At 70.8% G+C, this 18,151-nt stretch carries 10 protein-coding genes; 8 read left to right on the top strand and 2 right to left on the bottom strand.

Annotated features, from left to right (window positions below; translation table 11 throughout):
- Positions 1 to 5: 5 nt before the first annotated feature.
- Positions 6 to 2,642: an alanine--tRNA ligase gene (alaS, locus tag ACMV_RS04215; protein WP_013639658.1), complete on the top strand. Its 2,637-nt coding sequence runs from the start codon at positions 6 to 8 to the stop codon at positions 2,640 to 2,642.
- Between the two features lie 21 nt (positions 2,643 to 2,663).
- On the opposite strand, the gene putA is transcribed toward alaS, so the two are convergent.
- Entirely contained in the window at positions 2,664 to 6,476 is a 3,813-nt protein-coding gene (gene putA, locus ACMV_RS04210; RefSeq protein WP_013639657.1) for a trifunctional transcriptional regulator/proline dehydrogenase/L-glutamate gamma-semialdehyde dehydrogenase, read from the bottom strand.
- 134 nt (positions 6,477 to 6,610) lie between these two features.
- Here putA and ACMV_RS04205 point away from each other — a divergent pair, with 134 nt between their 5' ends.
- The 7 genes from ACMV_RS04205 (at position 6,611) to ilvD (ending at position 16,645) form a co-directional block, all read left to right on the top strand.
- Positions 6,611 to 8,512: a polysaccharide biosynthesis protein gene (locus tag ACMV_RS04205; RefSeq protein ID WP_013639656.1), complete on the top strand. Its 1,902-nt coding sequence runs from the start codon at positions 6,611 to 6,613 to the stop codon at positions 8,510 to 8,512.
- 9 nt (positions 8,513 to 8,521) lie between these two features.
- Positions 8,522 to 9,676: a DegT/DnrJ/EryC1/StrS family aminotransferase gene (locus tag ACMV_RS04200; protein ID WP_013639655.1), complete on the top strand. Its 1,155-nt coding sequence runs from the start codon at positions 8,522 to 8,524 to the stop codon at positions 9,674 to 9,676.
- Positions 9,663 to 10,613 (top strand): prolyl aminopeptidase, encoded by a 951-nt coding sequence (gene pip / locus ACMV_RS04195; RefSeq protein ID WP_007423576.1) that lies wholly within the window; start codon positions 9,663 to 9,665, stop codon positions 10,611 to 10,613. Before ACMV_RS04200 ends, pip begins: the two co-directional genes overlap by 14 nt.
- Before the next feature lie 153 nt (positions 10,614 to 10,766).
- Positions 10,767 to 11,750 carry a TAXI family TRAP transporter solute-binding subunit gene (locus tag ACMV_RS04190; RefSeq protein ID WP_013639654.1) on the top strand — a complete coding sequence of 328 codons (984 nt, stop codon included), beginning with the start codon at positions 10,767 to 10,769 and terminating at the stop codon, positions 11,748 to 11,750.
- Between the two features lie 200 nt (positions 11,751 to 11,950).
- A complete protein-coding gene (locus ACMV_RS04185; protein ID WP_013639653.1) occupies positions 11,951 to 14,527 on the top strand; it encodes an MMPL family transporter in 2,577 nt (858 codons plus the stop codon).
- Entirely contained in the window at positions 14,524 to 14,730 is a 207-nt protein-coding gene (locus ACMV_RS04180) for a ribbon-helix-helix domain-containing protein (protein ID WP_011941950.1), read from the top strand. The genes ACMV_RS04185 and ACMV_RS04180 overlap by 4 nt, the downstream gene beginning before the upstream one ends.
- Positions 14,731 to 14,791: 61 nt before the next feature.
- Positions 14,792 to 16,645, top strand: coding sequence for a dihydroxy-acid dehydratase (ilvD, locus tag ACMV_RS04175; RefSeq protein ID WP_007422795.1), 1,854 nt, complete (start codon positions 14,792 to 14,794; stop codon positions 16,643 to 16,645).
- A 234-nt stretch (positions 16,646 to 16,879) separates the two neighbouring features.
- Here the strand turns inward: ilvD and ACMV_RS04170 are convergent, their stop codons facing one another.
- Positions 16,880 to 18,097: a YbfB/YjiJ family MFS transporter gene (locus ACMV_RS04170; RefSeq protein ID WP_013639652.1), complete on the bottom strand. Its 1,218-nt coding sequence runs from the start codon at positions 18,095 to 18,097 to the stop codon at positions 16,880 to 16,882.
- Positions 18,098 to 18,151 lie beyond the last annotated feature (54 nt).

Below are 18,151 nucleotides of genomic sequence, written 5' to 3'. Positions count from 1 at the left end.
TTTTCATGACCTCCAGCAACGACATCCGCGCCACCTTCCTCGACTTCTTCGCCCGCAACGGCCACGAGGTGGTGCCCTCCGCACCCCTGGTGCCGCGCAACGACCCGACGCTGATGTTCGTCAATGCCGGCATGGTGCCGTTCAAGAACGTCTTCACCGGCCACGAGCACCGGCCCTATGTCCGCGCCGCCTCCTCGCAGAAATGCGTCCGCGCCGGCGGCAAGCACAACGATCTCGACAATGTCGGCTACACCGCCCGGCACCACACCTTCTTCGAGATGCTCGGCAACTTCTCCTTCGGCGACTATTTCAAGGACGTCGCGATCGAGAACGCCTGGACCCTGCTGACCCGCGACTTCGGCCTGCCGAAGGAAAAACTCCTCGTCACCGTCTACCACGAGGACGACGAGGCCGCCTCGCTCTGGAAACGGATCGCCGGATTGCCGGATGAGAAAATCATCAGGATCGCGACCGACGACAATTTCTGGCGCATGGGCGATACCGGCCCCTGCGGCCCCTGCTCGGAAATCTTCTACGATCACGGCCCGTCCATTCCCGGCGGCCCGCCCGGCAGCCCGGACGAGGATGGCGACCGCTTCATCGAGATCTGGAACCTCGTCTTCATGCAGTTCCTCGAGGAGCCGGCCGGCGTGCGCAACCCGCTGCCCCGCCCCTCGATCGACACCGGCATGGGCCTGGAGCGCTTCGCCGCCATCCTCCAGGGCAAGCACGACAACTACGATACCGACACGCTGCGCGCCCTCATCCTCGCCTCGGCCGAGGTCTCCCACACCGATCCCGACGGCGCGCACAAGGTCAGCCACCGCGTCATCGCGGATCATCTCCGCGCCACCTCCTTCCTGATCGCCGATGGCGTGCTGCCCTCGAACGAGGGCCGCGGCTACGTGCTGCGCCGGATCATGCGCCGCGCCATGCGCCACGCCCACCGGCTCGGCATGCGCGAGCCCTTCATCTACCGCCTGGTTCCCGCCCTCACCCGCCAGATGGGCGTCGCCTTCCCCGAACTCCCCCGCGCCGAGGCCCTGATCGTCGAGACGCTGAAACTGGAAGAGCAGAAATTCGCCGTCATGCTCGAACGCGGCCTCTCGCTCCTTGAGGATGAGGTGCAGAAACTCGGCTCGGGCGAGAAACTCCCGGGCGCGGTCGCCTTCAAGCTCTACGACACCTACGGCTTCCCGCTCGACCTGACGGAAGACGCGCTGCGCGAGCAGCATCGCGGCCTCGACCATGAGGGCTTCACCGCGTCGATGGCGGAACAAAAAGCCCGCGCCCGCGCCGCCTGGGCCGGCTCCGGCGATGCCGCGACCGAAACCGTCTGGCTCGACCTGCGCGACCGTCTCGGCGGCACCGAGTTCCTCGGCTACTCGACCGAGGAGAGCGATGCCAGCATCCTCGCCGTGGTGGTGAACGGCGCGCCCGCCGGCCGCGCCGAGGCCGGGCAGGAGGTCGCCCTCATCCTCAACCAGACGCCCTTCTACGCCGAAAGCGGCGGCCAGGTCGGCGACACCGGCACGCTCACCGCCCCCGGCGTCACCATCCGCGTCACCGACACGCAGAAAAAGGCCGGCGATCTGTTCGTCCATTACGGCACGATCGAGGAAGGCGAGATCGCCCCCGGCAATTCCGTCCATGCCGAGGTCGATCACGCCCGCCGCGGCGCCATCCGCGCCCACCATTCGGCGACCCACCTGCTGCACGAGGCGCTGCGCCGCGCCCTCGGCCCGCACGTGACGCAGAAGGGCAGCCTGAACGCGCCTGACCGCCTGCGCTTCGACATCTCCCAGCCCCGCCCGGTGACGGGAGCGGAACTCCGCGCCGTCGAGCGCGAGGTCAACGCCCGCATCCGCGAGAACGCCGCGGTCGAAACAAGGCTCATGACGCCCGATGAAGCGGTCAAGCGCGGCGCGATGGCGCTATTCGGCGAGAAATACGGCGATGAGGTGCGCGTCGTCTCGATGGGCGCCGGCGATGCCGGGAAGTCCGCCTATTCGATCGAGCTGTGCGGCGGCACCCATGTCGCCCGCACCGGCGATATCGGCGCCTTCCGCATCCTCGCCGAATCAGGCGTCGCCGCCGGCATCCGCCGGATCGAGGCGGTGACCGGCGAAGCCGCCCTCGCCGCCACCGAGGCCGCGGCCGACCTGCTGGAAGAGGCCGCCGCCGCGCTCAAGGTCGCGCCCGCCGAACTCCCCGCCCGCATCGCCGCCCTGCTGGAGGAGAAAAAGCGTTTCGAGCGGCAGGTCGCCGAGCTGCAGCGCAAGCTCGCCACCGGCGGCGCCGCGTCCGAGATCGAGGAGGTGGCCGGCATCAAGTTTGCCGCCCGCAATCTCGGCGAGGTCTCGCCGCGCGACCTGAAATCGCTGGCGGATTCCATCCTGAAATCGATGGGCTCGGGCATCGCCGCCCTGGTCTCCACCGCCGAGGGCAAGGCGAGCATCGTCGTCGCCGTTTCGCCGGATCTCACCGACCGCTTCAACGCCGTCACCCTGGTCCGCGCCGCTTCGGAAGCGGTCGGCGGCAAGGGCGGCGGCGGAAGGCCGGACATGGCCCAGGCCGGCGGCCCGGATGGCGGCAAGGCCGACGAGGCGCTCGCCGCGATCCGCGCGTCCCTCGGCGGCTGACCGCCGAGGGGGGAGCAAAAATCAGCCGATCGACATCAGGCTGGCATTGCCTCCCGCCGCCGCGGTGTTGACGCTGATCGACTGCTCCTCGAGGAGGAATTCGAGCGGATAATCCCACTCGGAATGGTCCTCCGCCGGCAGGGCGTGGACCGGCACGATCGGTCCGTCCCGCTCGGCCAGCGCCATCTGCAGCGCGATCAGCGCGTCGCGATGGCCCTCGAACAGCACGGCGCGGAATTCCGCCCGCGCCACCGCATCGGCGGGCGCGATCGCCGGGCGGATCTCCGCCGGCATCCGGGCGATCTCCGCCTCGGCGCCGTCGCAGAGCACCAGCGGCGCATTGCCGGTGGCAAGGCAGGCGGCGACCTGGCGCCACATGCCCTCGGGGCTCGCGGCCCGGCAGAGCACAAGCCCCTTCGGCTTCAGCCGCAGGGTATTCTGCTCGCCCACCGGCCCCGGCAGCTCGGCGTCGCGGAACGCCGAAGCCGCCGCATAGCGGAGCGCCGGCGCGGTCTCGATCCCCTGCTCGCGCATCCAGCCGACCAGCTTCGCGAATGCCGGCGCCGGCTCGCCCTCGCCATGCGCCATCGGCCGCCGCGCCAGCAGCCGGCGCAGGTAGAACGGCCCGCCCGCCTTCGGCCCGGTGCCCGACAGCCCATGCCCGCCGAAGGGCTGCACGCCGACCACGGCGCCGACGATGTTGCGGTTGACGTAGATGTTGCCGGCCTCGGCCTTGCCCACCGCCTGCGCGATCGTCTCGTCGATCCGGCTGTGCACGCCGAAAGTGAGTGCGTAGCCCAGCGCATTCACCGCGGCGACCATCGCATTCCGCTCCTCGCGCCGGTAACGCACCACGTGCAGCACCGGCCCGAACACCTCGCGCTCCAGTGCCGAGGGATGGTCGATCTCGATCATCGTCGGCGCCACGAACCACCCGCCCTCGGTCTCTGGCGGCAGCGCCACCGAGAACACCTTATGCCCCCGCCCTTCCATCGTCTCGACATGGGCGCGGATATTGTCCCGCGCCTCCCGCGTGATCACCGGGCCCACATCGCTCGACAGCCGGTCGGTCGCCCCCACGGCGAGTTCCTCCATCGCCCCGCGCAGCATGGCGAGCAGCGGATCCGCAATGTCGTCCTGCACCAGCAGGATGCGCAGGGCCGAGCAGCGCTGCCCGGCGGAATCGAAGGCCGAGGTCACGATATCGCCCACCGCCTGCTCCAGCAACGCCGAGGAATCGACCAGCATCGCGTTCTGCCCGCCGGTCTCGGCGATCAGCGGCACCGGCATCCCATCGGCATCGAGGCGCCGGGCGAGCGTGGCCTGGATCAGCCGGGCGACGGCGGTCGAACCGGTGAACACCACGCCGCCGACCCTGGCATCCTCCACCAGCGCGGCGCCCGTCCGCCCGTCGCCCGGCAGCAGCTGCAACGCATCCGCCGGCACGCCGGCCTCGTGCATTATCCGCACGCCCTGGGCCGCGATCAGCGGGGTTTCCTCCGCCGGCTTGGCGAGCACCACATTGCCGGCGGCGAGTGCGGCGACCACCTGGCCGGTGAAGATGGCGAGCGGGAAATTCCACGGGCTGATCGCCGCCACCACGCCGAGCGGGCGGTGCGTCTCGTTGTCGAACCCGTCCTGCAGCTGGCCCGCGTAATAGCGCATGAAATCGACCGCCTCGCGCACCTCGCCGATCGCCGCCGGGAGCGACTTGCCGGCCTCGCGCACGATCAGCCCGACCAGCGCCGTCATCCGGTGTTCGAGCAGGTCGGCGGCGCGAAGCAGGATCGCGGCGCGCTCGGCGGCAGGCGTCGCCTGCCAGATCGGCGCCATGGCGGCGGCGCGGGCGAGCGCGGCGCCGACCGCGCCCGCATCCGGCTCGATGACGGTGCCGACGCGGTCGGCGATATTCGCGGGGTTGACCACGGCCCGCCCCGGCGCGGCCGGATCGGCATCCGGCGGGGCGGCGCGCCAGTCCTGTTCGAGGCTTGCCAGCAGGGCCGAGCCGAGCGAGGCGAGGCGCTGCTCGCTGGTCAGATCAAATCCGGCGGAATTGCGCCGCGTGCCCAGAATCGCACCCGGCAGCGCGATCTTCGGATGCGGCGCGCCGAGTGGCTCGATCTTTCTCGCGGCGGCGACCGGGTCCTCGATCAGGGCTTCGACCGGCACGCGGCGATCGGCGAGGCGGTTGACGAAGGAGGTGTTGGCGCCGTTCTCCAGCAACCGGCGGACGAGATAGGCGAGCAGCGTCTCATGGGTGCCGACCGGCGCGTAGATCCGGCAGGGCCGGTCGAGCTTCTGCGGGCCGACGACTTCCTCGTAGAGCGGCTCGCCCATGCCGTGCAGGCACTGGAACTCGTAGTCCCCCACCTCGAAGGCGGGTCCGGCCAGGGCGTGGATGCTCGCCAGCGTCAGCGCGTTATGCGTGGCGAATTGCGGGAAGATTTCGGTGCGCGCCGCCAGCATCGCCCGCGCGCAGGCGAGATAGGACAGGTCGGTGTGGATCTTGCGGGTGAAGACCGGGAAACCTTCCAGCCCGTCGAGCTGGGCGCGCTTGATCTCGCTGTCCCAATACGCGCCCTTGACCAGCCGGACCATCAGCCGGTGGCGGCTGCGGCGGGCGAGGTCGATCAGGAACTCGATCACCGATCGCGCGCGCTTCTGGTAGGCCTGCACCACGAAGCCGATGCCGTTCCAGCCGGCGAGGCCCGGCTCGAAGCAGAGGCCTTCCAGCAGGTCGAGCGAGAGGTCGAGCCGGTCGGCTTCCTCGGCGTCGATATTGATGCCGATATCGTAGCGGCGGGCGAGCAGGGCCAGCGCCTTGAGCCGCGGCGCCAGCTCCTCCATCACCCGCGCGCGCTGGGCGCGGCAGTAGCGCGGATGCAGCGCCGAGAGCTTCACCGAAATGCCGGGGCCGCGATAGATCCCCTTGCCGCCCGCGGCGGCGCCGATCGCGTGGATCGCCTGTTCGTAGTCGCGGTAGTAGCGCGCGGCATCGGCGGCGGTGAGCGCGGCCTCGCCCAGCATGTCGTAGGAATAGGCGAAGCCCTTCGCCTCGCGCTTGCGGGCATTGGCCAGCGCCTCGCCGATGGTCCGGCCCATGACGAACTGCTCGCCCATCAGCCGCATCGCGATGTTCACGCCGCGGCGGACCACCGGCTCGCCGCCGCGGGCGAGCAGCCGGGTCAGCGCCGAGGACAGGCCGGCCTCGCTCGCGGTGGCGTTCAGCCTGCCGGTGAGCAGCAGCCCCCAGGTGGCGGCGTTGATGAAGACCGACTTGTTGCCGCCGAGATGGCTCTGCCAGTCGCCGGCGCCGATCTTGTCGCGGATCAGCGCGTCGCGCGTGGCGGCGTCGGGGATGCGGAGCAGCGCCTCGGCGAGGCACATCAGCGCGATGCCCTCGTGGCTCGACAGCGCGTATTCCTGCAGCAGCGTCTCGACCAGGCCGGCATTGCGGCGGGCGCGCAGCGCGGTGACGAGATTGGTCGCGGTCGCCCGCGCCTGTTTCGCGGCGGCGGCGGGCAGGGTCGCGCCCTCGATCAGCCCGGCGATCGCGTCGGTCTCCGGGATCCGGTAGGCGGCGGTGATCGCGGCGCGCAGCACCGTCTGCGGCTGCACGTCCTGGACGAATTCGAGGAAGGGCACGGCAGCGGGCGCATCGTCCTCGGCGGTGGCGGCGGCGTCGAGCGCCTCGCCGCGTTCGAGCCGCTCCAGCCCGGCGAGAATGAGCTGCTTGGCGAGGTGATGCGTCGTCCGCCCCTCGCGTTCGGCCAGGGCGCGGAGCCGGGCGCGGACCTGATCGTCGAGCTTGACCCCCATCGTGCTGACAGCCATCGCCGTTCCTCCTGTTGCGGTTGCACCTGCGATGCGGAGCGGGTTACACCTTTTGTGAGAAAAGGTGCAACCCAATTCGTTGCTGCGGTGCACCCTATGACGGCGGCGGCCAATTCCGCTACAGACGGAGCACCATGACGTTGCAGCGCAGCCAGATCCGCATCGCGGTCAATTTCGCCCTCGACGGTCTGCTGGCCGCGCTGGCGGTGATCGGCGCCTGCTGGCTCGCCGATCCGGCGCATCCGATGCCCTCGCCGGCGGTCCTGCCGCTGGCCGGGTCGGCGGCGATCTGGCTGGTCGGCGTGCCGTTCGGCCTCGCCCGGCAGCACTGGCGCTTCACCGCCCTGCCCGACGCGATCGCGGTGGGGGCGAGTGCGGTGTTCGCGGCGCTGCTGCTCGTGCTGCTGCTCGTCGGCGTCGGCGCCAGGCTTCCCTCGGCGAGTTTTCCGCCGCTGCTGATGATCACGCTCGGCCTCGCGCTGCTGGCGCCGCGCGTGCTCTACCGGATGGCGCGCAGCCGCCGCGAGGTGCTGTCGGACGATGCCGAGACCGCGCTGCTGCTCGGCGATGGCGAGGGCGCGGAACTGTTCCTCGCCGCCCTGTCGCGCGAGAGCCACCAACGCTACCGGGTGATCGGCGTGCTGGCGGGCTCGGCGCGGGAGACCGGCCGGCGCATCCATAACGTGCCGATCCTCGGCGAGGTGAGCGGGCTGGCGGCGGCGCTCGACCGGCTGGCCGAGGTCGGGCAGATGCCGGCCGTGCTGGTGGTGGCGAGCCGCGAGCTCGTCGGCCCGGCGCTGCGCGAGATCATGGACGAGGCCGAGCGCCGGGGCATCCGCGCCGCCCGCGCGCCGCGGCCGACCACGCTCTCGCCCACCACGCCGGGCGAGCCGGAGACCGCGCTGCGGCCGATCGCCATCGAGGACCTGCTCAACCGCCCGCAGGTCGCGCTCGACCGCGAGGGCATGGCGCGGATGATCCAGGGACGCTGCGTGCTGGTGACCGGCGCCGGCGGGTCGATCGGCTCGGAACTGGCCCGCCAGGTCGCGGGGTTCGGGCCGGCGCGGCTGATCCTGCTCGATTCGAGCGAGTTCGCGCTGTGGCGGATCGATCTCGAACTCTCGGAGCAGGTGCCGGGCCTCGCGCGCGCGGCGGTGATCGCGGATGTCCGGGACCGCGCGCGGATCGAGGCGCTCTGCGCCGAATGGCGGCCGGACCTCGTGTTCCACGCGGCGGCGCTGAAGCATGTGCCGATCGTCGAGGCCAATCCGCTGGAGGGCATCGCCACCAACGCGCTCGGCACCCGCAACGTGGCCGATGCCGCCCGCGCCGCCGGCGCCGGGCTGATGGTGCTGATCTCGACCGACAAGGCGGTGAACCCGTCCTCGGTGATGGGCGCGTCGAAGCGGCTGGCGGAGATGTATGCCCAGGGGCTCGACGTCGCGGCGCGGCGGCAGGCGGGGATGCGCATCGTCACCGTGCGGTTCGGCAACGTGCTGGGCTCGACCGGCTCGGTGGTGCCGCTGTTCCGCCGCCAGCTCGCCCGCGGCGGGCCGCTGACGGTAACGCATCCCGACATGCGGCGTTATTTCATGACGGTGCGCGAGGCGGTCTCGCTCGTGCTGCAGGCCGCCGTGGTCGGCCGCTCGGACGCGGCGCTGCCGGTCGCCCAGGGCGGGATCTTCGTGCTCGACATGGGCGAGCCGGTGAAGATCGTCGATCTCGCGCGGCAGATGATCCGCCTCGCCGGGCTCAGGCCCGATCTCGACATCCCGATCCGCTTCACCGGGCTCAGGCCGGGAGAAAAGCTGTTCGAGGAGCTGTTCCACGGCGCCGAACGGCCGATCGAGACCGGGTTTCCCGGCCTGCTGATGGCCGCCCCGCGGGTGGCCGACGCCGCCCTGGTCGGCCGGGCCTTCGACGAGCTGGCCGCCCTGATCCAGCGCGGCGAGGCGGCGGCCGCGCTCGCGGCGCTGGCAAGGCTGGTGCCGGAGTTCGGCGCGCAACCCCTCGCCGCGGCGGGCCCGACCGGCTAGAGAACGCCGATGGACACCGATCTTCCCCCGATTCCGTTTCTCGATCTCAAGGCGCAGCAGGCGCGGCTCGGCCCCGGCCTGCGGGCGCGGATCGACGCCGTGCTGGCGCATGGCCAGTTCATCCTCGGCCCCGAAGTCACCGAGCTGGAGCAGCGGCTCGCCGCGTTCTGCGGGGCGGCGCATTGCGTCAGCGTGAGTTCGGGCACCGACGCGCTGCAGATCGCGATGATGGCGGAGGGGATCGGGCCGGGCGATGCCGTGTTCCTGCCGGCCTTCACCTATACCGCGACCGCCGAGGTGCCGCTGCTGCTCGGCGCGACGCCGGTTTTCGTCGATATCGATCCGGCGACGTTCCAGATCGACCCCGCGCATCTGGAGGCGCGGATCGGCGCGGTGAACGCGGCCGGATTGCTGCGGCCGCGGGCGGTGGTCGGGGTCGATCTGTTCGGGCAGCCCGCGCCCTGGCCGGCGCTGCGCGACATCGCCGCCCGGCACGGGCTGTTCACGCTGGATGACTGCGCGCAGGCCTTCGGCGCCGCGCTCGGCGGGGAGCGGCTCGGCCGCGCCGCGGATGCGACGGCGACGAGTTTCTTCCCCTCGAAGCCGCTCGGCGCCTATGGCGATGGCGGCGCGCTGTTCACCGAGAGTGACGAGCGCGCGGCGCTGTATCGCTCGCTGCGCACCCATGGCGAGGGGACGACGCGCTACGACGTGCAGCGGATCGGCATGAACGGGCGGCTGGACACGCTGCAGGCGGCGGTGCTGCTCGCCAAGCTCGACGTGTTCGAGGCGGAACTGGCGCGGCGGGAGACGATCGCCCGGCGGTATGACGAGGCGCTGGCATCGGTGTTCGCCACCCCCGTCCGCGTGCCGGAGAGTTCGAGCGCCTGGGCGATCTATGCGGTGCTGCTGCGCGATGGCGCGGCGCGCGAGGCGATGCAGGCGCGGCTGCGCGCCCGCGGTGTTCCGAGTGCGGTGTATTATCCGAAGCCGCTGCATCACCAGCCGGCCTATCGCGCCTCGCATGACGGGACGGCGCTGCCCGTTTCGGAGGATGTGGCGACGCGGATCATGGCGCTGCCGCTGCATCCCGATCTCGACGACGCGCAGGTGGCGCGGGTGATCGAGGCCTGCCTCGAAGGGGCGGCCGATGCCGCGGGGTGACCTGTTCCCCGAGGTCGGCCCGTATCAGACGGGGTATCTGCCGGTCGGCGACGGGCATGTGATCTACTGGGAGCAGGTGGGCAACCCGCGCGGGCGGCCGGTGCTGTTCCTGCATGGTGGGCCGGGCGCCGGCGCGGGCGCGGTGCACCGGCGCTTCTTCGACCCGGCATTCTGGCGCGTGGTGATCTTCGACCAGCGCGGCGCCGGGCGCTCGACGCCGCTGGGCAGCCTCGCGCGCAACACGACGCCGGCGCTGATCGAGGATATCGAGGCGCTGCGCGAGCATCTCGGCATCAGGCAGTTCCTGCTGTTCGGCGGTTCCTGGGGATCGACCCTCGCGCTGGCCTATGCCCAGGCGCATCCCGAGCGGGTGATGGGCATGGTGCTGCGCGGCATCTTCCTCGGCCGGCCGAGCGAGGTGGAATGGTTCCTCGAAGGAATCGCCCGCTTCTTCCCCGATGCGCACGCGGCGCTGGTGAACTTCCTGCCCGAGGCGGAGCGGGGCGATCTGCTGGGGAGCTATTTCCGCCGGCTCTGCGACCCCGATCCGGCCATTCACCTGCCGGCGGCGCAGGCCTGGTCGGTCTATGAGGGATCGTGCTCGACGCTGCTGCCGAGCTACGAGACGGTGAGCGCCTTCGCGCAGGACCGCACCTCGCTCGGGCTCGCGCGGATCGAGGCGTATTACTTCCTGAACAACCTGTTCCTGCCGCCGGACGGGCTGCTGGCCGGGATGGGACGGCTGGCCGGCGTGCCGGGCGAGATCGTGCAGGGGCGCTATGACATGATCTGCCCGCCGAATTCCGCCTTCGACCTCGCCGACGCCTGGCCCGCCGCGCGGCTGACGGTGGTGCCGGACGCCGGACACTCGGCGCTGGAGCCGGGCATTCGCGCGGCCCTGCTGGCCGGGCTGGAGCGGATCCGCAACCTGACCTGAATTTGCCTTGCCGATGGTTTCGTATTTTAAGCGAACGTACCGGTTTCGTGATCACGTCGTGTCCGGTGCGACGGATCGGGCATGGCAGGAGGCTGCGCCCTGAATTCGCCCAAATCGGGCGGAACAACGCGGGACATGACGAGGAGAATGGCAATGGCGCGGGGACGGCGCGCGGTGTTGGGGGCGATGGCCGGGGCGCCTCTGGCGGCGCGGGCGGCGAGCCTGCCGGTGATGCCGGTGGCCATCACGATGGGGACCGGCCAGCCGGGCGGCGGGTTCTCGGTCTATGGCCAGGCATGGGGACAGCTGGCGCAGAAGGCCGCGCGGATTTCCGTGTCCTACCGCGCATCCGGCGGCAGCGCCGCCAACATCCTGCTGGTGGAGCAGCACGCGGCACAGCTGGGCCTCGCGGTGCTGGCCGTCGCCGAACAGGCCTGGATGGGCCAGGGCGCCTGGACCAGCGGCGTGAAGCTCCAGGGATTCCGCGCCCTGTTTCCGGTCTTCGGCGCGAGCCTGCAGATTTTCGCGCCGGCGCGGAGCGGGTTGCGCCGGCTGCGCGACCTGGACGGCAAGCGGATCGGCGTCGGCCCGGCCGGCGGTGCCGGGGCGGTGCTGGCGGCGGCGGCGCTCACCGCCGCCGGGGTGCGGCCGCAGCTGGCGATCGACGGGCTTTATCACGAGCAGATCGAACTGCTGCAAAAGGGCCGGATCGACGCCTGCGCCTTTTTCGGCGTCACGCCGCTGCCGGCGGTCCGCGCCGCGGCGGCGAGCGGCGGCTACAACCTGATCGGCTTCGAGCGGGGCGAGATCGCGGCGGCGCGGCGGGCGCTGCCCGGCATCGGGCCGACGGTGATCGGCCGCGACGCGCTGCCGCATCTGTCCGCCGCGGTGGCGACGATCGGCTCCGAGGCGATCGCCATCGGTGCGGCGAACCTGCCGGAAGGGCTGGCCCATGCGGTGACGCGGGCGGCGCTGATCCATCGCGCCGCCCTGCTGCGCACCCTGCCCGGCAGCGGGCCGGCGCGGCTGGACGCGGGCTGGATCGACCGCAGTTCGCCGGTGCCCTTCCACCCCGGCGCGGCGGCGGCGCTGCGCGAGGCGGGGCTCGCCGTGCCGGACGCGCTGGTGCGCGGCTGACGCCGCCCGGCGCGGGGCCATTGTCTTGCCGCGCCATGGCGCAGGGCCTAGTGTCCCGACACTGAAGTCCGCCGGGTTTCAGACTCAAGTGGACACTCGTAAAATCAACATATTCGTGACCTGATCGGCGCTGAAATTCACTCCGGATCTCAGCGCGGGACACCAGGGCACGGTATGCGACCACGGACCGGAACCGTTCGATGCGAAGACTGATCATGACCGCGGTCGCCCTGAGCCGCCGCCACGCGCGGGCGGTGATCGCGGCCTATCTGGCCGCGATCGTGCTCGGGCTCGCCTATACGTCGTCCCATCTCGGGATCGACACCAATACCGATCACCTCTTCGCCGCCAGCCTGCCCTGGCGGCAGGAGCAGATGAAGTTCGACCGGGCGTTCCCGCAGTTCCAGAACCTCATCGTCGCGGTGGTGCGCGCCGATGTGCCGGAGACGGCGGACGCGACGGCGAAGGCGCTGGCCGCGAAGGTGGCGGAGGACAAGACCCATTTCCACGATGCCTCGCGCCCCGGCACCGGCAGTTTCTACGACCGCGACGGCCTGCTGCTGCTGCCCGAGACGCAGCTCGCCACATTGCTGAACTCGATCGTCACCGCCCAGCCCTTTCTCGGCCAGCTCTCGGCCGATCCCTCCGCCGCCGGGCTGTTCAAGGCGCTCGACCTGATGGCGGTGGGCGTCGGCGCGGGGCAGGCCAACCTCGCCCCCTACCGCGCCCAGCTCGACACCTTCCGCAAGGCGCTGGCGGCCGCGGCGGCCGGGCATCCCGCGCCGCTCTCGTGGCAGTCGCTGCTGATGCCGGGGGTGGCCGCGGAGCAGGGCAATGTGCGCTTCGTGCTGATCCATCCGGTTCTCGATCACGGCGCGCTGGAGCCGGGCGGGGTGGCGACGGCGGCGCTGCGGCGGATCATCGCCAGGCTGCCGGAGGTGAAGGACGGCTCGGCGCGGATCAGCTACACGGGGCAGATCCCGCTTTCGGACGAGCAGTTCGCCAGCCTGACCCAGGGGATGGTGGCCGGGCTGCTCATCAGCACCGCGCTGATCACGCTCTGGCTGCTGCTCGCGGTGCGGTCGTGGCGGATGATCGTGCCGATCCTCGCCACGCTGCTCGCGGGACTTGCGCTGACGATCAGCTTCGCCGCCCTCGCCATCGGCACGCTGAACCTGATCTCGGTGGCCTTCGCGATCCTGTTCGTCGGCCTCGCGGTCGATTTCGCGATCCAGTTCTGCGTGCGGCTGCGCGACGTGCGCCGCCGGGTGGACGACCCCGCGCTGGCGCTGATCGGCGCCGCCGACGAGGCGGGGGTGCAGATCGCGCTCGCCGCCGGGGCGACGGCCTGCGGCTTTCTCGCCTTCGTGCCGACCAGCTTCGTGGGCGTCGCCGAACTGGGGCTGATCGCCGGGATCGGCATGGTGATCGCCTTCATCTGCACGATCACCTTCCTGCCCGCCCTGCTCGCCTACACGCGGCCGCGCGGCGAGGCGGAGCGGATCGGCTTTCCGCTCGGCGACTGGGGCGACAGCGCGCTGCAGCGGCACGGCCGCCCGGTGCTCGGCATTTTCGCCGCGGTGGCGATCGCCGGCATTCTCGCCGCCGCCACGCTGCAGTTCGACGCCAACCCGCTCGACACCCAGAACCCGAATACGGAGGCGATGCGGACGCTGCATTCGCTGCTCGACAAATCGGTCACGAATCCTTTCTACATCAATGTCCTGGCGAAGAATGTCGAGGATGCGCGGCAGCTTTCGGCGCGGCTTGGCAAGCTCCCCGAGGTCTCGCAGGTGATTTCCGGCGCGACCTTCGTGCCGCAGCACCAGGCGGCCAAGCTCGGCATGATCCGGCAGACGCAGGGCATCCTGGCGCCGAGCCTCGCGGCCGGCACGCCGCCCGCGGTGACGCCGCAGCGCCTGCGCGCGGCGGCGGCGAAGGCGGCGGCGGAGATCGCCGCGGTCGCGGGCAAGCTGCCGAAGGACTCCCCGCTGCTCGGCATCGGCGCCGCGCTGGAGCAGCTGAAGTCCGCTCCCGACGCGCGGGTGATGGCGATGAACGCCGCCCTCACCCGTTATCTGCCGGATGCGCTGACGAGGCTGAACCAGGCGCTCTCGGCGCAGGAGATCACGGCGGCGAACCTGCCGCAGTCGGTGAAGCGGGACTGGTTCCTGCCGGGCGGCGAGGTGCGGGTGCAGGTGATTCCGACCGCGGCGGCGCAAAGCTCGGCGGGGTTGTGGCGCTTCGTGCGGGCGGTGGAGACGGTGGTGCCGGTCGCGGCCGGGCCGGCGGCGACCACGGTGGCGACGGCGCAGACCATCCTCGGCGCCTTCCGCGAGGCCGCCGCCCTGGCCGCCGCCGCGATCGGGCTGATCCTGATGCTGTTTCTCCGCTCGGCGCGGGATTCGGCGCTGGTGGTGCTCACCCTGGCGCTGTCGGCCGTTCTCACCGCGCTGTTCGCCCATCTCGCCGGGCTGCAGCTGAACTATGCGAACATCATCGCGCTGCCGCTGCTGCTCGGCGTCGGCGTCTCGTTCAACGTGTATTTCGTGATGAACTGGCGCGACGGGATGAAGCACCTGCTGGGCTCGGCCACGGCGCGGGCCGTGCTGTTCTCGGCGCTGACCACCGGCACCGCCTTCGGCTCGCTCGCCGCCTCGCAGGACCGCGGCACGGCGAGCCTCGGCGCGCTGCTGCTGCTCAGCCTGCTGGCCGTGCTGATCGCCACCTTCGTGTTCCTGCCGGCCCTGCTCTACGTGCTGCCGCGGCGGGAATGAACCTCGAGAAGCGCAGCCTGTCGCTCTCCGGGCACCGCACCAGCGTGGCGCTGGAGCCGGAATTCTGGACGGCGCTGGAGGCGGCGGCGGCGCGGCGCGGCGTGGCGCTGGGCACGCTGGTCGGCGAGGTCGACGCCGCGCGCGACCCGGACCGCCCGCTCGCCTCGGCGCTGCGGGTGTTCGCCCTGACCGGCGCAGGGTAGCGCGGCACCGGTCCTGACCCTATAGTAACCGGCAAAATTGCCAGACTGGAAACGAGACACCATGCCCCAATACCGTTCCCGCACCTCCACCCACGGCCGCAACATGGCGGGCGCCCGCGCGCTGTGGCGCGCGACCGGCATGGGCGATGCGGATTTCGGCAAGCCGATCATCGCCATCGCCAATTCCTTCACCCAGTTCGTGCCGGGCCATGTGCACCTGAAGGATCTCGGCCAGCTCGTCGCCCGCGAGATCGAGGCGGCCGGCGGGGTGGCGAAGGAGTTCAACACCATCGCCGTCGATGACGGCATCGCCATGGGTCATGGCGGCATGCTGTATTCGCTGCCCTCGCGCGAGCTGATCGCCGATGCGGTGGAATACATGGTCAACGCCCATTGCGCCGACGCGCTGGTCTGCATTTCCAACTGCGACAAGATCACGCCGGGCATGCTGATGGCGGCGATGCGGCTGAACATCCCGACCATCTTCGTCTCGGGCGGGCCGATGGAGGCGGGCAAATACATCGCCGATGGCGAGACCAGGGCCGCCGACCTGATCACCGCCATGGTCGTCGCCGCCGACCCGACCAAGACCGACGAGCAGGCCGCGGTGATGGAGCGCTCCGCCTGCCCCACCTGCGGCTCGTGCTCGGGCATGTTCACCGCCAATTCGATGAACTGCCTGACCGAGGCGCTCGGCCTCGCCCTGCCGGGCAACGGCTCGCTGCTCGCCACCCATGCCGACCGCAAGCGGCTGTTCGTCGAGGCGGGATGGCAGATCGTCGATCTCGCCCGGCGCTATTACGAGCAGGACGACGAGGGCGTGCTGCCGCGCCGGATCGGCGGGTTCAAGGCGTTCGAGAACGCGATGTCGCTCGATATCGCGATGGGCGGGTCGACCAACACGGTGCTGCACCTGCTGGCCGCGGCACGCGAGGCGGAACTCGACTTCACCATGGCGGACATCGACCGGCTGTCGCGCCGGGTGCCCAATCTCTGCAAGGTCTCGCCCTCGGTCAGCAATGTCCACATGGAGGACGTGCACCGCGCCGGCGGCATCATGGGCATTCTCGGCGCGCTCGACCGCGCCGGGCTGATCCATCGCGACTGCGCCACGGTGCACGAGAAGACGATCGGCGAGGCGATCGACCGCTGGGACGTGATGCGCGGCGGCGAGACGGCGAAGACGCTCTACAGCGCCGCCCCCGGCGGGGTGCGGACGACGGAGGCGTTCAGCCAGAGCCGGCGCTACGAGAGCCTCGATCTCGACCGCGAGAAGGGCGTCATCCGCGACGCCGAGCACGCGTTCAGCAAGGATGGCGGGCTCGCCGTGCTGTATGGCAACATCGCGCTCGACGGCGCGATCGTGAAGACGGCCGGCGTCGATGCGTCGATCCTCGTCTTCGAGGGGCCGGCGCGGATCTTCGAGAGCCAGGAAGACGCGGTCGCCGGCATTCTCGGCGACAGGGTGAAGGCGGGCGACGTGGTGCTGATCCGCTACGAGGGGCCGAAAGGCGGGCCGGGGATGCAGGAGATGCTGTATCCGACCTCGTACCTGAAATCGAAGGGCCTCGGGAAATCCTGCGCGCTGATCACCGACGGGCGGTTCTCCGGCGGCACGGCGGGGCTGTCGATCGGGCATATCTCGCCGGAAGCGGCGCAGGGCGGGGCGATCGGGCTGGTCGAGGAGGGCGACATCATCGCCATCGACATCCCGAACCGCAAGCTCGACGTGAAGCTCGACGAGGCGACGCTGGAAGCGCGGCGCGCGGCGATGGAGGCGAAGGGCAAGGCGGCGTGGAAACCGGCCGCGCGCGAGCGCGTGGTCTCCGCCGCGCTGCAGGCCTATGCGGCGCTGACCACGAGTGCGGCCAACGGCGCGGTGCGCGACGTGACGCAGGTGCAGCGCGGGCGCTAGTGTCCCGAATCTGAAATCCATCGGATTTCAGATTCAAAGTGGACACTGGAAAAAACAATAGTTTAGTGGCCTGCTTGTCCCTGAAATTCACCCACGAATTTCAGGGGCAGGACACTAGAGCATCATCCGATCAGATGGAATCATCTGATCGGATAAAGATGCTCTGTTTATCAATGTGGTAGAGCACTACATCCGATCCGAAAGGATCGGAAAGTGCTCTAAGGATCGTATGGATCAGGCGGCGGCTTCGGCTGCCGCCTGGGTGCGCCGGCGCGGGAGCAGCAGCAGGCAGGCCATGCCGGTGACCATCACCGCGGCGGCCATCCACAGCGCGCCGTCGTAGCTGCCGGTGAGCGCGGCGATATAGCCCGAGACGGCGGGCGCGATGATCTGCGCGGCGCCGAAGCTGATCGTCATCCGCGCCATCGCCTTCGAGGGATTGCGCGGGTAGAGCCGGCCGATGATCGTCAGCGTCATGCTGGTGATGCCGTTGAACGAACATCCGTAGAGGGCGGCACCGACCAGCGAGAGGGCGACGCCGCGCGTGGTCGCGCCGATCGCGATGCTGAGGGTGAGCAGGGCGAAGGCGGCGAGCAGCGCCCTGATGTCGCCGGTGCGGCGGGCGACGCGGTCCCAGAGCGGAGCGGTCGGGATCGCGCCGAGGCCGACCACGACCCAGACCAGATTCCCCATGCCGCGCAGCGCCGGCAGATGCGCCACCAGGGCGACGATGAAGGTGGCGCTGACGACATAGCCGACGCCGGCGCAGAAATAGGCGGCGACGAACAGCGCCATCCAGCGGGCGACCGGCGGCGTGTCCGCCAGGGCGGCGGGGCCGGCGGCATCGGCTTGCGGGGGCATCGGCATCCAGATCCAGGCGGGGATCAGGAAGACGATGCCGAACAGGCCGGAGGCGATCCACTCGCCGGCCCAGTCGAGCCGGAAGGCCATCGCCATCGGCAGCAGGCCGGAGACGACGATGCCGAGGCCGAGGCCGCCGAAGGGCACGCCGAGTTCGAGCCGCCTGCCGTGATGGCGCAGCCAGGCGAGCATCAGCCCGGTGCCGAGCAGCAGCGCGCCCACCGCCGTCATTCCGGCGAGGAAGCGCAGCACCGCCCAGGCGACGAGGCTGGTGGTCAGGCCCATCGCCGCCGTGGTGATGACGGCGATGACCAGCAGGGCGCGGTAGAACAGGAAACGGGTGCGCAAGTCGCCGATCGCGGCGATCAGCAGCGTGCCCGTCATGTAGCCGGCGTAGTTGATGGTGGCGAGCCAGCCGCCGCCGGTGACGGAGAGATGCGCCTGCTCCTGCATCACCGGCAGCAGCGGCGTGTAGAGGAAGCGGGCGAGGCCGACGGTGAGGACCATGCTGGCGATGCCCGCCGCCATGACCTTCGCGGCCTCGCGGTCGGTCGCGGTCGTGGCGGTGGGAGGGGCGGCGATCGATGACATGGCAGGCCTCATGACTGACCTGCCATGCTTAGATGAACGGCGCGCAGCCGCCAA

It is taken from the genome of Acidiphilium multivorum AIU301 (assembly GCF_000202835.1).
GTDB classification, from domain to species: Bacteria; Pseudomonadota; Alphaproteobacteria; order Acetobacterales; family Acetobacteraceae; genus Acidiphilium; species Acidiphilium multivorum.
The sequence above is the reverse complement of the archived record's forward strand: the minus strand, read 5'-3'. Positions and strand labels throughout refer to the sequence as shown.